Source organism: Sulfitobacter sp. L-8 (assembly GCF_056859255.1).
In genome coordinates, this window is the sequence record NZ_JBSXOD010000056.1 from 406,158 (window position 1) to 420,808 (window position 14,651).

The window sequence follows — 14,651 nt, forward strand, 5'->3', positions numbered from 1 at the left end:
CGTTAAGCCATATTTAAGATGCGCCGCTTGATAGCGGCGCATTTTTTTTGCCTTGCATTTTCATCCCCTGAGAATTTTCCTCTACAAATGAAAAAGCCGCGCAGTATTACAACTACGCGGCCTTTTTACGGTTTTTGCGGAATGCCCTAGGCGTCGTCTGCATCCGTTTCGACGGTCGCATCGCCTTGGTCAGCAATACGGGCCACACTTACCACGACTTCCCCGCGGCCTGTGTCAAATACCTTTACACCTCCTGCGCTCCGTGACCGGAAGGAGATCCCTTCTACTGGTACACGGATCGACTGGCCTTTGGACGTGGCCAGCATGATTTGGTCGTCCAGTTCGACCGGGAAGGAAGCGACGATGTCGCCGCCGCGCATTGCCCTGTCCATCGCCGCGACACCAAGCCCGCCTCGGCCACGTACCGGGTAATCATGGCTGGACGACAATTTTCCCGACCCTTTTTCGCTGATTGTCAGAAGAAGATTTTCCGCAGCAGACATCTGCGCATAACGTTCCTGCGAGATCGTGGCATTTGCATCTACTTCCTCATCCTCGGCAGGCGTGTCCGCATCGTCGGCAAGCCCGGCAACTGCCCGCCTCATCTTGAGATAGGCAGAGCGTTCGTCAGAGGTTGCGTCGAAGTGACGGAGGATCGACATGGAAACGACCTTATCGTCGCCGTTAAGCTTGATACCCCGGACACCGACCGAGGCGCGGCTGTTAAAGACGCGCACGTCTGTCGCCGGAAAGCGAATCGCCCGACCCGAGTTGGTAACCAACATGACGTCATCATCATTGGACGCGATGCGGGCATTGATCAAAGTGGTTGTTGCGTGATCATCTTCGAATTTCATCGCGATCTTGCCGTTGCGCATGACGTTTGTGAAATCCGACAGCTTGTTTCGGCGCACTGTACCTGCCGAAGTCGCGAATACGACCTGCAAATCATCCCAGTCTTTCTCATCACGATCAACCGGCATGATGGCGGCGATAGATACACCGACCGGAATCGGCAGGATGTTGACAATCGCTTTGCCTTTTGATGTGCGGCTGCCCTGCGGCAAGCGCCAAGTCTTGAGCTTGTAGACCATGCCATCCGTAGTGAAGAACAACAGCTGCGTATGGGTATTGGCGACGAAGAGGGTGGTAACGACGTCCTCTTCCTTGGTCTGCATGCCCGACACGCCTTTGCCACCGCGACGTTGGCTGCGGAAGTCGATCAACGGAGTCCGTTTGATATAGCCACCGGACGTCACAGTCACGACCATGTCTTCGCGGGCAATCAGGTCTTCGTCGTCCATGTCCCCGGACCAATCAACGATCTCGGTGCGCCGCGGAACGGCAAACTGATCTCTCACCTCGGCCAGTTCGTCCGAAATGATGCCCATGATCCGGTCGCGGCTCCCCAGAATTTCAAGGTATTCCTTGATTTTCTTGGCAAGCTCTTCCAGTTCGTCAGTGACTTCCTTGACGCCGATCTGGGTTAACCGCTGCAAGCGCAGCTCCAAAATCGCGCGGGCCTGCGCCTCGGACAGGTTATAGGTTCCGTCGTCATTGGCCGTGTGGGTCGGGTCATCGATCAAGGCGATGTAGGGCAGGATCTCTTCCGCGGGCCAGCGACGGGTCATCAGCTTTTCGCGGGCTTCGGCCGCATCGGCAGATGATCGGATCGTGGCGACCACTTCGTCGATATTTGTCACGGCGACGGCCAAACCACACAGGATGTGACTGCGCTCGCGTGCCTTGCGCAACAAGAACGCCGTGCGCCTTGCCACCACATCTTCACGGAAATCAATAAAGTAGGTCAGGAACTTGCGAAGGGTCAGCTGTTCTGGTCGGCCACCATTCAACGCAAGCATGTTACAGCCGAAATAGGTTTGCATCGGAGTAAAGCGGTAAAGCTGGTTCATCACGACTTCGGCTGTCGCATCGCGCTTCAGCTCGATCACTACCCGCACGCCATTACGGTCAGATTCGTCCTGTACGTGCGCAATCCCGTCGATCTTCTTCTCGCGCACCTGTTCCGCGATTTTTTCGATCATGGTGGATTTATTCACCTGATAGCAAATCTCGTCGATGATGATCGCAAAGCGGTCCTTGCGAATTTCCTCGACCCGGGTCTTGGCACGCATGATTACACTGCCGCGCCCCTCAAGATAGGCTTTGCGCGCGCCGGATCGGCCCAGCATGATGCCGCCGGTCGGGAAGTCAGGGCCGGGGATATACTCGATCAGCTCTTCCGACGTCAGGTCGGGGTTTTCGATCAAGGCTTGGCAGGCATCGATTACTTCGCCCAAATTATGCGGCGGGATATTCGTCGCCATACCCACGGCAATACCACCTGCACCGTTGACCAGCATGTTCGGGAAACGTGCAGGCAAAACAGTGGGTTCGCGTTCCTTGCCATCGTAGTTGTCGATGAAGTTGACGGTTTCCTTGTCCAGATCGCTGGTCATGAAAGACGCGACCTTGTCCAGGCGCGATTCCGTATAGCGCATGGCCGCAGCGCTATCGCCGTCCATTGAACCAAAGTTACCTTGACCATCAATCAGCGGCAGTGACATCGAGAAATCTTGCGCCATGCGCACCAGGGCGTCATAAATCGCACTATCCCCATGCGGGTGATATGAACCCATGACATCGCCCACCGATTTCGCGGATTTGCGGTATGTTTTGTCGTGGGTGATGCCTTTTTCATACATCGAATAGATGATGCGACGATGAACGGGTTTCAGGCCGTCACGCAGGTCGGGGATGGCGCGCGAGACGATGACGGACATCGCATAATCCAGATAGGATGTGCGCATCTCATGTTCGATCGTAACAGAAGGCCCATCATACACTGGGCGCTCTGCCGGAATTTCATCATCATTTTCAGGGGGTTCGGGCGTGTCAGTCACGTAATCTGCCTAGCTCTTGCTGGTTCTATATCTTGCGGTTTTATATAGCAGATGGGGTACATCGGGTGCAATGCCTGTGGTCTTTACACGGGACGTTGATCGCAGTTAATCGGACAAGCCCTTGATATCAAACAACACTAATTACGAGACCTCGGCCATGCCTCGGCGACCGGACGGGCAAAACGAAATCGGGGCGCGGTTTGTCAAGAAACCGGATACACAATGCATCCCGCATATCCGGGATGACTCCATGAACCCAACCTTTTGGATGAGCCCGCTGTTCCGCTGGCTAAGGCCCGACCAACCTTGGACCGGGGGAACAGACGCCAGCAGTCTCCATACGCGAAGGCGCGGTTGAAAACTGTCAGGCCGAGCAGCTTGCGCCGCCCAACACGCAGAACTTTGCGCAATGGGGGTGGTTAAGGGCAACATCCTTTTCGGCGGCTTCCAAGCTATCGCCCAGTTCAAATTCCGGCGTGTAGGGCAGCAAGGTACAGGCAAGGACCGAAGGTTTTTCCGCGCCCTTACGCTTGACCACCATGCGCGAGCTTGAGCACATGACGGCTAGCGGCGACTTTCCCAGGATGTCCCAGCAGGCCGTAGTAATCTCTGGGACTTCGACGCTTTGGTCCATTTCGGGAAAGAGGACCGTCATTCCGGGGTCGTTCGCATCAATGTCGAAACCATGCTCCAAGAAAAATGCGTTATATCCTGCGCGGCTGTCTGCATCGCTGTCGCCAAATACAGATCGGCCCGCCACCGCCATGCGTATCTTGTTGTCTCTTAGCCAGCGCATGCCCGTGAGAGTTTTTTCAAATGCACCGGCACCGCGTTCGGCATCATGCAGTTCGGCTTTGTAGTGATCGACCGATATCCGCAGGGTCAGCTTGTCCGGATAGGCTTCGTTCAAACGGGTCAGCCCCGCGAGAACCGATTTACGCATCATCGGACGCATGGCGTTCGTCAGAATCAACACCTCGTATCCCGCGGCAAGCGACGCTTCGCAGATCTCTATCATTTGGGGGTTCATGAACGGCTCACCGCCGGTGAATGCAATTTCGGTCACTGGCCAGTTTCGTTCGGAAATCTGCCCCAGATAGTCGCGTACCTCAGCCGCAGAAATATACACCAGGGCGTCGTTTGTCGGGCTCGATTCGATATAGCAGTTGACGCATTCGATATTGCACAATGTGCCGGTGTTGAACCAAAGGGTTTGAGGGTTGGTCAGGCTGACGGTAGCGCGGCGTTCGCCATTGACAGTCACCAAAGGGTTTTGAAATTTGCCGATATTGGCATCAAGACCATCTTTCATACGAAACCAAACCTTACTAATTTAATCTATCGAATTATGTATGCGAAGGTCGGTGGCAATAAAACCCTGTGTAATGCCGTGCACACACTTGTGAAACGCGGAAATATAAGTATGTTTGCGCTAACATTGTTTTTGGCAAGATAAACGTCGTAGTGTCGCGGCAAGGAGCTTACCCATGGTATCACGCGTCATTCCGGTTGATCCTTTCGACTTGGTAATTTTCGGCGGCACCGGTGATCTGGCGCGTCGCAAGATCCTGCCGGGCCTGTTTCGCCGCTTTTGCGCAGGTCAGATGCCCGACACTTCCCGGATCATCGGCGCGGCCCGGACAGAAATGGACAAAACCGGCTATCGTGAGATGGTTCGCGAGGCGATCGCGGAATTCAACGCGGACTTCGCGCATGAAAAACACCAGCTTGACGCATTCCTTGAACGGTTGGACTATGTCGCCATCGACGCCAAGGGCGAAGACGGATGGGCAGCGCTGCAACAGCTTATGGCCGGGTCGGATCGTATTGAAGCATACTATTTTTCCGTGTCGCCCTCGCTGTTTGGCGATCTTGCCGAAAGATTACAGCAATGGGGTATGGCGGACGCGCAAAGCCGTATCGTAGTCGAAAAACCCTTCGGACGCGATCTGCAAACTGCCAAGGCGCTGAATGCAACGCTCGCGAATTATTTCGACGAGGGTCAGATTTACCGAATTGACCACTATCTTGGTAAAGAAACCGTGCAAAACCTGATGGCGGTGCGCTTTGGCAATATGCTTTTCGAGCCGCTCTGGAACAGCCAGTATGTCGATCACATCCAGATCACTGTCGCCGAAACCGTCGGCGTCGGGGGCAGGGGCGAATACTATGATAAGTCGGGTGCCATGCGCGATATGGTGCAAAACCACCTGATGCAATTGCTGTGCCTGATCGCGATGGAGCCGCCCGCGCGGTTTGACCCCGACGCGGTACGCGATGAAAAGCTCAAGGTGATCCGCGCACTGGACCCGGTGCTGCCGCATCACATCGCGCGCGGTCAATACCAGGCCGAACCATGTAACGAGGCCGAGCAACCCGGCTATCGCACAGCGGTCGGTGACCCGCGGTCGCGAACCGAAAGCTTTGTCGCGTTGAAAACCCATATCAGCAATTGGCGGTGGGCAGGGACCCCATTCTATCTGCGCACCGGCAAACGGATGGCGACGCGATCATCCGAAATTACCGTCGTGTTCAAAGAAACTCCGCATTCGATTTTTACCGAAGACGCCGGCCGCCACCGCAATGTGTTGTCGATCCGTCTGCAACCGAACGAAGGCATCACGCTTGGTGTGACAATCAAGGAACCCGGACCTGGCGGGATGCGTTTGGTGGATGTGCCCTTGGATATGACCTTTGCCGAAGCATTGGGGCCGGAAGGCTCTGAACAGGTAGACGCTTACGAGCGTCTGATCATGGATGTCATCCGGGGCAACCAGACCTTGTTCATGCGTGGTGACGAAGTGGAGGCCGCGTGGGCATGGACCGACCCGATCATTCAGGGATGGGAAGCGCGCAATGACGTGCCCAAACCCTATGACAGCGGTTCGGATGGGCCGACAGACGCAAACGAGCTGATGCGGCGTGACCAGCGACAGTGGCGGGAGTACTCTACATGAATTTGATAGACTATGCTGATCGCGAGATCCTCGCGATGGATGTTGCCAATCTGATCGCGGGGGAGTTGAAGAACGCCCTGCTGGCCCATGACACGGTCAGCTTTGCCGTACCGGGGGGGACAACCCCGGGGCCGATCTTTGACAGTCTCAGCGGGGTCAATCTGGACTGGGCACGCGTCCAGGTCATGCTGAGCGATGAACGCTGGGTCGCATCGGACCACGAGATGTCGAACGCCCGGCTGTTGCGCGATCGCCTGCTGGTCGGGCGCGCGGCCGACGCGTCATTCACCCCGTTCTATATCGACGGTCTGACCTCGGCCGAAGCGGCTGAGACGCTCTCCCCCAAAATCGAAACCCAGCTGCCTTTGTCGGTGCTGTTGCTGGGCATGGGTACGGATATGCACACGGCCTCGCTCTTCCCCGGGTCAAACGGGCTGGAGGCCGCGATGGTACCCGACGCGCCGGCGGTCTGTCCGATCGATGTCGACGGGCAGGACATCGGGCGCATCACCCTGTCGCGCAGGGTGCTTGAAGGCGCAATGTCAAAGCATCTCGTGATCTTTGGCGATGAAAAACGCGCAGCGGTGGAACAGGCGCAAAGCCTGCCGGCCCTTCAGGCCCCCATCGGCGCAGTATTGAACGAGGCGACAGTACATTGGGCACCATGACAAAATTTGACGAATTGATCCGTATGCAGGCCGCGGTGCAAGACCGCTCTATCCTGTCCTTGTTCGACATACCCGACCGTGTCAGTCAGTTCAGCGCGCAGACCGGCGACATGCTGTTCGATTTTTCCAAAACCAACCTTGACCGCGACACGATAGATGCCTTGTTGGCGCTGATCGACAGCGCGAACGTGCCCGCGCGCCGCGATGCGATGTTCGCAGGCGAAAAGATAAACGAGACCGAAGACCGCGCGGTTCTGCACACAGCGCTTCGCAACCTTGACGGAGGGCCGGTAACCGTAGAGGGCGTCGACGTCATGCCGGGTGTTCTGGATACGCTGGACCGCATGCGTGGCTTTGCCGACAGGGTTCGGGCGGGCGATATAACCGACGTGGTAAATATCGGCATCGGTGGCTCAGATCTCGGGCCGGCAATGGCGGTGCGGGCACTCTCACCCTACCACGACGGACCCAGAACACACTTTGTATCGAACGTTGACGGGGCTCATATCTCGGACACATTGCGCGGCCTGGATGCAACCACGACCCTTGTGATTGTCGCCTCCAAGACGTTCACGACCATCGAAACCATGACCAACGCGCGCACGGCCCGCGCCTGGATGATGGAAAACGGAGGCGACCCCGCGCGACAGTTGGCAGCTCTTAGCACAGCCAAGGATAAAACCGCAGATTTCGGAATAGACCCCGGTCAGGTCTTCGGTTTTGAAGATTGGGTCGGCGGTCGTTACTCGGTCTGGGGGCCGATCGGCCTGTCGTTGATGATCGCCATCGGCCCGCGCGGCTTCCACGCATTTCTACGCGGCGCGCAATCAATGGATCGGCATTTTTGCGCCGCGTCACCACGCGAAAACCTGCCCATGTTGCTGGCCGTTGTCGGTATCTGGCACAATCAGATATGTGGCTATGCGACCCGCGCGGTGTTGCCATATGACCAACGGCTCGGGCTGTTGCCTGACTATCTGCAACAGCTTGAAATGGAATCGAACGGAAAAAGCACGCAGATCGACGGGACCGATGCGCCATTCAACACCGGCCCGGTAGTCTGGGGGGCTCCGGGCACGAACGGGCAACATGCGTTCTATCAGCTTATTCACCAAGGCACGCGGATCATCCCCTGCGAGTTCCTTATTGCAGCCAACGGTCACGAACCCGACCTGACCCACCACCACAAACTTCTTGTCGCAAATTGCCTTGCCCAGTCCGAAGCATTGATGCGGGGTCGATCCTTGTCCGAAGCGTCAACGCTCATGGCAGCGCGCGGGCTGACAGGCGCAGAACTTGATCGGCAGGCCCGACACCGGGTGTTTCCGGGAAACCGGCCCTCGACAACGCTGGCATATCCTCTGCTTGACCCGTTCACGTTGGGGCAGATCATCGCACTTTATGAACACCGCGTCTTTGTCGAAGGGATAATCCTCGGGATCAACTCCTACGACCAATGGGGCGTCGAGCTGGGCAAGGAACTCGCAACCTCGCTGCAACCGGTGATTGACGGCGCTCAGCCCCCTACCGGCAAGGATGGCTCAACGGCGGCTTTGGTCAATTTCATCGCTCGCCACGCGGACTAGCGGGCATTTTCATTTTGCCAGCTAAACTCCGGGGAGTTTGAGGGGCAGCGCCCCTCATCGCCCTCAAGTGAATTCATCGCGTTCCCTAAATCAAATCAGGATGACGCCCGACACGGTTGGCCAGCTTGGCTATCGTCAGCCCCTGAACGACAATCGAAAATACCACCACGATATAGGTGCTGGTAAGGATCAGCGGCTTCCATTCACTATCGGGGAGCGACAGGGCCAAAGCGACAGAGATGCCGCCTTTCAATCCGCCCCAGCTCATGATCCGGATAACACCGCTGTCGAAATTTCGGAATGGCCGCAAGATGCTGATCGGCACGGCGACGGCAACCAGACGTCCTGCCAATGCCAGCATGATCGACGCAATGCCTGTCAGCAGTATGTTACCGTCAAAGGCGACGGCGAAAACCTCGAATCCGATCATCAAGAACAGCACAGCGTTCAGAATTTCATCGACCATTTGCCAAAAGGCATCGACATATTTCCTGGTTTCCTCGGACATACCTTTTGCGGCACCCACGTCACCAATAAGCAAACCGGCGCACACCGCCATGATCGGTGCGGACACTTTCAACGCAACCGCCAGCTCGTACCCGCCGAACGCCAGGCCCAGGGTCAACAGCACCTCAAGCGCGTAATCGTCGATACGACGCATGACGCGAAAGGTCAGCCACCCCAGCACAAGCCCCAGCAACGCCCCGCCGCCCGCTTCTTGAATAAACAGCAACAGCATATCGAGGAACGAGGTGGTTTCCTGGGCGTGCTCTCCGGGTTGGGCAAACGCAAGCCCGACAAGGATCAAGAACACCACATAGCCTACGCCGTCGTTGAACAGGCTTTCCCCGGCAATTTTCGTTTCAATCGATTTGGGCAGGTCGGCTTCTCTGAGAACGCCCAGAACAGCCACCGGATCGGTAGGAGAAATCAATGCGCCAAACACCAGTGCCGTCAACAGCGGCATCCCGGTGAGCCAGGAAAAACCGACGCCTATGACGAAGGTGGACAGTGCAACGCCAAGTGTCGCCATCAGCAGCACGGCCAGCCATTCACGCCGCAGGTCGGAGGTTTTGACGTGAAGCGCCCCGGCAAACAGCAGCAAGCCCAGCATGCCTTCCAGCAGGGTCTCCGAAAAGTCAATGCTTGCGACCATTCCCCGCACGGAATCCGCAATACCGAGGCCCGGCCACACATAGTCCACGCCCAGCAATCCGAAAGAAGTGACCAAGGCCACGATCAAGATCCCGATCGCTGACGGCAGCTTGAGAAACAGATAGTTTATCGCGCCGAAAACGCCGGCGAGTACGATCAATAACGAAGTGATTTGAAGCACGGCCATGGGTGATGCTCTCGCGATAGACTTAAAGTTTGATGTCGTAGGTTACCCAGGGCGTGCGCTTTGCAAGCTTGTCGTAAACGTCGCGCCCGCGATAATTGTCTTCGGCGGTAATCCAGCGCACCACGCCCCAACCTTTTGCCGCGGCTTCCGCCTTGACCGCCTCGATCAATGCCTGTGCCGCTCCCGATCCGCGAAACGCCACATCGACAAACAAATCATCCAGAAAGCAGTTTGTTCCGGCGCGCAGTTGACTGACAAACGGACGAAAATGCGTGAACCCGATCACCGTACCGTTGGAGTTTTCGGCCACGATACAATTGCTGCCATGGTCCGGATCCATCAGCCATGAATATACGATGTCTCGCATCTCTTGGGTTTGGGTTACTTTGTAGAACGCAGCGTATTGCGCAAAAAGCGTTTCCCACGCGTGCCGGTCATCCTTGGTCATGGCTCTTGTTGCTATCGACAATGCAATACCCTCCTCGAGGTTTAGCCTTCGCTCTTGGACATTTCGTTGGTTTCAAAATACCGTTTCAGCCTGTCGGGCAAAAGATAGCGCCCGTTCCCGTCCGGGTCGAGCATCACCAAAACGCAGTCAAAAGTTGCCCGCAACTGCCCCTCCACCCAGACTTGCTGCGCCAGACCATAGGAGGTGTTGCGAAAACTGGTACATCGACACGTCACGATATAATCCTCGCGTTCCAAAAGTTCGTGAAGATACCTGATCGAACCGGACCGGATCACCACGCGCGGGCCAGGGACGTCAAAGAGCCCCCGCGCCACAAGCTGTTGGGTGTAGCGAATGCGCAAACGTTCAAACCATTCAAAATAGACCGTGTTGTTCACGTGGTTATTGGTGTCGAGATCAGAGAATCGCACCTGATCTGCCATCGCCAAAGGCTGTGGTTCGGACAACCCGGCGGCCCGTTGCTGGTCCGCGCTAAGCGGTGTGTGGTAAATAACTGTCATGTACCCTGCGTAAGTGTCTCCTACAGCGCTTGCAAGACATGGATGTATTGTCCAGATTGCAGCCAACTTACAATCGGGAGGATGCGCCATGCTTGGCCAAATGATGAATAAACCGCTGTTGATCTCAAGCTTGATCGAACATGCACAACGGTACCATGCGGCCGGCGAGATATATTCCGTCAAGACCGGCGGGGGGATTGAAGAAACCTCGTGGGGGCAGGTGGGTGCCAATTCCCGTGCCTTGGCATCGGCGCTGACGAAACTCGGGCTGGAACCGCAAGCGCGTTGCGGCACAATCGCCTGGAACAACCGCCGCCATCTCGAGATTTATTTTGGCGTGTCAGGGGGCGGGTTTGTCTGTCACACCATCAACCCGCGTCTGTTTCCCGAACAGCTTGTCTATATCCTGAACCATGCTGAAGATAAGGTTTTGTTTATCGACAAAACCTTTGTACCGCTTGTTGCCGCCATTCGGGACAAGCTTGACCATCTCGAACACATTGTTCTGATGGAAGGCAAGGATGACGAGGCCGCGTCGCAGCTTCCGGGGCTGAAGTTTTATGATGATCTGATCGAAAGCGGCGATTCTGCATTTGTCTGGCCCGAACTTGACGAAGCGACCGCCTCGAGCCTGTGCTACACGTCCGGCACAACGGGTAACCCCAAAGGCGTACTTTATTCCCATCGGTCCACGGTTCTGCACAGCTTTGGAATCAACCTTGCCGACAGCATCGGTATCGCCGCCAAGGATGTGGTTCTGCCCGTTGTGCCGATGTTTCATGTCAATGCTTGGGGTGCCCCTTATGCCTGCGCGATGGTAGGTGCCCGCATGGTTATGCCTGGCCCCGGGTTGGATGGCCCTTCGCTGGTGAAACTGATCGACACCTATCAGGTGACGCTGGCGCTTGGGGTTCCCACGATCTGGCTCGGCCTTCTGAACGAGGCCTCCAAAAGCGGCAGCACCCTTGGCAGCCTGAAGCGCACCGTTGTCGGGGGATCGGCATGCCCGCCCTCGATGATGACCACGTTCCGCGAGAAATATGGCGTAGAAACCATTCACGCCTGGGGGATGACTGAAATGTCACCTGTCGGCAGTATCAACCAGCCGCTGGCGAAACATATGAGTTTGTCGGAAGCCGAACAGCACAAGCTGCGTGAGAACCAGGGCCGTCCCGTCTATGGGGTGGAGCTTGAAATTCTCGACGAGGCAGGCAACCCCGTGGCCCATGATGGTAAAACCCAGGGTGATCTGGTGACCAGGGGATACTGGATACTCGATTCCTATTTCCGCAAGACCCGCGAGGAAACACTGACCGGCGACGGCTGGTTCGATACGGGCGACGTGGCGACAATGGACGCCGACGGATACGTCACGATTCGTGACCGGTCGAAGGATATCATCAAATCGGGCGGCGAATGGATCAGTTCGGTAGAGCTTGAAAACATCGCGATCGCACATCCGCAGCTTTCGGATGCAGCCGTGATCGGTGCACGTCACGAAAAATGGGATGAACGCCCCATTTTGATTGCCGTCAAAACCGAAGGGCAAGATCCTTCCGAGGCAGATATCCTCGCTATTTTCGATGATAAGATCGCGAAATGGCAGATACCTGATCGTGTGGTTTTCACCGATAGCCTGCCACGGAATGCTACTGGCAAGGTTCTCAAACGCGATCTGCGCGAAGCGTTCGGGGAAGTCCTCATAGCTAAATAATTCCGATACCGGCATGGGGCGCGCTTGCGAGCGTTCCAGGGTCGGAGAAGTCAAAAGATCGCGTCGGTCCTGTCGGAAGGGTTTTCAAGGCCCTTTCGACATACAAATCCGCCAAACTACATCCCGTCAGAATGTCGGCATCTGCGGTGGCAGATTCTCCAACGTTTTCGGGCCTATCGTGGCTCGGCCACCCAAAACGCCGATTAAACGTGCGTAGCACACGTTGTCGCTTGGAAAATAACCTGAACCTCATGATGCACACAGGGGGGGGGCAGCTTGGGTCTGATCTGCGCAATTACGGCTCATCCCGCCGGTAAAACGCGTGCGAGAGTTGCAGACATGCTCTGATCGTGGAAATCTATTCCGAACGCGCGGGCCTCAAGTTCATACTAATATATTTCAATAGTTTAAGCGCGGTTTCGCGCCAAGGTTACACGCTGTTGTCGCTTTTGGATGCGTGCTTGGAGGTGTTGAAAAATTTACCGTCGGTATACGCCAACGCTATCCGGCATTAAGAGCTAAACCACAGACGGCGCACCACAAGCTCATGATATCCAAGAGAAGTATCAACGTCGATCAGGCAGGAAAGGCGGTGAATGGTAGGCCCGGCAGGACTTGAACCCGCAACCAAAGCGTTATGAGCGCTCTGCTCTAACCAGTTGAGCTACAGGCCCGCCATGGCGGTTTCGTATTCGGACGAGGCGGCGGCGTCAAGTCATAGAAAAGCCTTGAACCTTGTTAGGTGCATTGCACGCCTGCGCAGGGTGCTATAACCCGTTTTCGCAAAGGTAACAGGCGGCGGGGACGTGTCATGACCAACACCAAAAATTCAATCACCTACGCAGATGCCGGGGTTGATATTGACGCGGGCAATGCACTGGTCGAACGTATCAAGCCCGTAGCCAAGCGGACCAACAGGCCCGGCGTGATGGCCGGTCTTGGGGGGTTTGGGGCATTATTCGACCTGAAGGGTGCCGGGTATGTTGACCCGATCCTGGTTGCCGCAACTGACGGCGTGGGTACCAAACTGCGAATCGCGATCGATACCGGCAATGTGGACGGTGTCGGCGTGGATCTGGTTGCGATGTGTGTAAACGATCTGGTCTGTCAGGGCGCGGAACCGCTGTTCTTTCTCGACTATTTCGCGACGGGCAAGCTCGAGACTGAACAAGCCGCCAGAATCATCGAAGGTATCGCAAAAGGCTGCGAAGGCTCAGGCTGCGCCCTGATCGGGGGAGAAACCGCCGAGATGCCAGGAATGTACACCGAGGGCGACTTCGATCTGGCCGGGTTTGCCGTCGGCGCGATGGAGCGCGGGGCCGATCTGCCACGCGATGTCGCTCCTGGTGATGTACTGCTGGGTCTTGCCTCGGATGGGGTGCATTCCAATGGATATTCATTGGTTCGCAAACTGGTCGAAATGTCGGGCTTGGGCTGGGATGCGCAGTGCCCGTGGTCAGATGGATCACTGGGACAAGTGTTGCTGACGCCGACGCGGCTGTATGTGAAACCCGCATTGGCCGCCGTGCGGGCAGGGGGCGTTCATGCGCTTGCCCATATTACCGGCGGTGGGCTGACCGAAAATCTACCGCGTGTCTTGCCCGAAACCATGGGCGCGCAAATAGATCTGGATTCCTGGGACTTGCCCGGCGTTTTTAAATGGATGGCCGAAACCGGGAGTATTTCCGAGGCCGAGATGCTCAAGACCTTCAACTGCGGGGTAGGGATGATTTTGGTCGTTGCCGAAGATCAGGCAGAGACGCTGCAAAACTTGCTTGCCGAGGCCGGAGAAGCTGTTCACGTGATGGGTAAGGTCACGCAGGAAGCCGGAATCACCTATACAGGGCGGATGCTGTGACCAAACGGGTCGCAATTTTCCTTTCAGGCGGCGGATCAAACATGCGGGCGCTGGTTGAGGACATGACCGGGGATCACCCGGCGCGGCCCTGCGTGATCGTGTCAAATGCCCCTGAATCCACTGGGATCACCTGGGCCCAGGAACGTGGGATTCCTACGGAAGTTGTGGATCACAGGCCCTTTAAGGGGAACCGAACAGCATTCGAGGCGCAGTTGACGGCGCAACTTGAACCGCACGCGCCAGACATAATCTGCCTTGCGGGTTTCATGCGTATGCTGACACATGAATTCACCGACGCATGGGCGGGCAGGATGATCAATATACATCCTTCGTTGCTGCCGCGTTACAAAGGCTTGCATACCCATGCACGGGCCCTTGACGCGGGTGACAAAATGCACGGCTGTACCGTACATGAAGTGACGGCGGCCCTGGATGATGGTCCGATTCTGGGGCAGGCCACGGTGCCAGTGTTAAACGGGGACACTCCGGAGGCATTGGCAAAACGCGTATTGATACAGGAACATCGGCTTTATCCTGCGGTGTTGCGGCGATTTGCGGCCGGTGATCGCGGGCTTTTGATGCTGGAAAATTGACGCGGTGCCATATGGCGCTGAATTTATGAGTTTATTCATTGCCTCTTGGCAAACCACTGTT

At 56.4% G+C, this 14,651-nt stretch carries 11 protein-coding genes and 1 tRNA gene; 6 read left to right on the top strand and 6 right to left on the bottom strand.

The annotated features are described in order from the left end of the window. Nucleotides 1–146: 146 nt before the first annotated feature. The gene (gyrA, locus tag AC13DE_RS18655; protein ID WP_483048680.1) at nucleotides 147–2,903 is read right to left on the bottom strand and encodes a DNA gyrase subunit A; all 2,757 of its coding nucleotides are present in this window, start codon (nucleotides 2,901–2,903) and stop codon (nucleotides 147–149) included. Nucleotides 2,904–3,267: 364 nt separating this feature from the next. Next, nucleotides 3,268–4,215: a radical SAM protein gene (locus tag AC13DE_RS18660; protein ID WP_483048681.1), complete on the bottom strand. Its 948-nt coding sequence runs from the start codon at nucleotides 4,213–4,215 to the stop codon at nucleotides 3,268–3,270. 175 nt (nucleotides 4,216–4,390) lie between these two features. Here AC13DE_RS18660 and zwf point away from each other — a divergent pair, with 175 nt between their 5' ends. From zwf to pgi, 3 genes are read left to right on the top strand one after another with little or no spacing between them, the layout of a single operon-like run. Then, nucleotides 4,391–5,860 (top strand): glucose-6-phosphate dehydrogenase, encoded by a 1,470-nt coding sequence (zwf, locus tag AC13DE_RS18665; RefSeq protein ID WP_446306467.1) that lies wholly within the window; start codon nucleotides 4,391–4,393, stop codon nucleotides 5,858–5,860. Continuing rightward, the gene (pgl, locus tag AC13DE_RS18670) at nucleotides 5,857–6,528 is read left to right on the top strand and encodes a 6-phosphogluconolactonase (protein ID WP_483048682.1); all 672 of its coding nucleotides are present in this window, start codon (nucleotides 5,857–5,859) and stop codon (nucleotides 6,526–6,528) included. The genes zwf and pgl overlap by 4 nt, the downstream gene beginning before the upstream one ends. Beyond that, on the top strand, nucleotides 6,525–8,114 hold the full coding sequence (gene pgi / locus AC13DE_RS18675; protein WP_483048683.1) for a glucose-6-phosphate isomerase: 1,590 nt from the start codon (nucleotides 6,525–6,527) through the stop codon (nucleotides 8,112–8,114). The genes pgl and pgi overlap by 4 nt, the downstream gene beginning before the upstream one ends. A gap of 85 nt (nucleotides 8,115–8,199) precedes the next feature. Here pgi and AC13DE_RS18680 read toward each other — a convergent pair whose 3' ends face one another. The 3 genes from AC13DE_RS18680 to AC13DE_RS18690 are packed head-to-tail and all read right to left on the bottom strand — an operon-like array spanning nucleotide 8,200 to nucleotide 10,425. Further along, entirely contained in the window at nucleotides 8,200–9,456 is a 1,257-nt protein-coding gene (locus tag AC13DE_RS18680; protein WP_446313690.1) for a cation:proton antiporter, read from the bottom strand. A gap of 22 nt (nucleotides 9,457–9,478) precedes the next feature. Continuing rightward, on the bottom strand, nucleotides 9,479–9,904 hold the full coding sequence (locus AC13DE_RS18685) for a GNAT family N-acetyltransferase (protein WP_483048684.1): 426 nt from the start codon (nucleotides 9,902–9,904) through the stop codon (nucleotides 9,479–9,481). 41 nt (nucleotides 9,905–9,945) lie between these two features. After that, nucleotides 9,946–10,425 carry an acyl-CoA thioesterase gene (locus AC13DE_RS18690; protein ID WP_483048685.1) on the bottom strand — a complete coding sequence of 160 codons (480 nt, stop codon included), beginning with the start codon at nucleotides 10,423–10,425 and terminating at the stop codon, nucleotides 9,946–9,948. An 88-nt stretch (nucleotides 10,426–10,513) separates the two neighbouring features. Between AC13DE_RS18690 and AC13DE_RS18695 the strand changes: the two genes are divergently transcribed. Continuing rightward, on the top strand, nucleotides 10,514–12,139 hold the full coding sequence (locus tag AC13DE_RS18695) for a long-chain fatty acid--CoA ligase (protein WP_483048686.1): 1,626 nt from the start codon (nucleotides 10,514–10,516) through the stop codon (nucleotides 12,137–12,139). A 597-nt stretch (nucleotides 12,140–12,736) separates the two neighbouring features. On the opposite strand, the gene AC13DE_RS18700 is transcribed toward AC13DE_RS18695, so the two are convergent. Further along, nucleotides 12,737–12,813: transfer RNA gene (locus AC13DE_RS18700), tRNA-Ile, on the bottom strand. 137 nt (nucleotides 12,814–12,950) lie between these two features. Here AC13DE_RS18700 and purM point away from each other — a divergent pair. Further along, nucleotides 12,951–13,997 carry a phosphoribosylformylglycinamidine cyclo-ligase gene (purM, locus tag AC13DE_RS18705; protein WP_483048687.1) on the top strand — a complete coding sequence of 349 codons (1,047 nt, stop codon included), beginning with the start codon at nucleotides 12,951–12,953 and terminating at the stop codon, nucleotides 13,995–13,997. Further along, the gene (gene purN / locus AC13DE_RS18710; protein ID WP_446313670.1) at nucleotides 13,994–14,590 is read left to right on the top strand and encodes a phosphoribosylglycinamide formyltransferase; all 597 of its coding nucleotides are present in this window, start codon (nucleotides 13,994–13,996) and stop codon (nucleotides 14,588–14,590) included. Before purM ends, purN begins: the two co-directional genes overlap by 4 nt. The last annotated feature ends 61 nt before the right edge of the window (nucleotides 14,591–14,651 follow it).

What these genes read in the sequence shown, in the direction of transcription:
- AC13DE_RS18660 (WP_483048681.1), bottom strand. Translation starts at nt 4,215, where the DNA reads ATGAAAGATGGTCTTGATGCCAATATCGGCAAATTTCAAAACCCTTTG.
- zwf (WP_446306467.1), top strand. Translation starts at nt 4,391, where the DNA reads ATGGTATCACGCGTCATTCCGGTTGATCCTTTCGACTTGGTAATTTTC.
- pgl (WP_483048682.1), top strand. Translation starts at nt 5,857, where the DNA reads ATGAATTTGATAGACTATGCTGATCGCGAGATCCTCGCGATGGATGTT.
- pgi (WP_483048683.1), top strand. Translation starts at nt 6,525, where the DNA reads ATGACAAAATTTGACGAATTGATCCGTATGCAGGCCGCGGTGCAAGAC.
- AC13DE_RS18680 (WP_446313690.1), bottom strand. Translation starts at nt 9,456, where the DNA reads ATGGCCGTGCTTCAAATCACTTCGTTATTGATCGTACTCGCCGGCGTT.
- AC13DE_RS18685 (WP_483048684.1), bottom strand. Translation starts at nt 9,904, where the DNA reads ATGACCAAGGATGACCGGCACGCGTGGGAAACGCTTTTTGCGCAATAC.
- AC13DE_RS18690 (WP_483048685.1), bottom strand. Translation starts at nt 10,425, where the DNA reads ATGACAGTTATTTACCACACACCGCTTAGCGCGGACCAGCAACGGGCC.
- AC13DE_RS18695 (WP_483048686.1), top strand. Translation starts at nt 10,514, where the DNA reads ATGCTTGGCCAAATGATGAATAAACCGCTGTTGATCTCAAGCTTGATC.
- purM (WP_483048687.1), top strand. Translation starts at nt 12,951, where the DNA reads ATGACCAACACCAAAAATTCAATCACCTACGCAGATGCCGGGGTTGAT.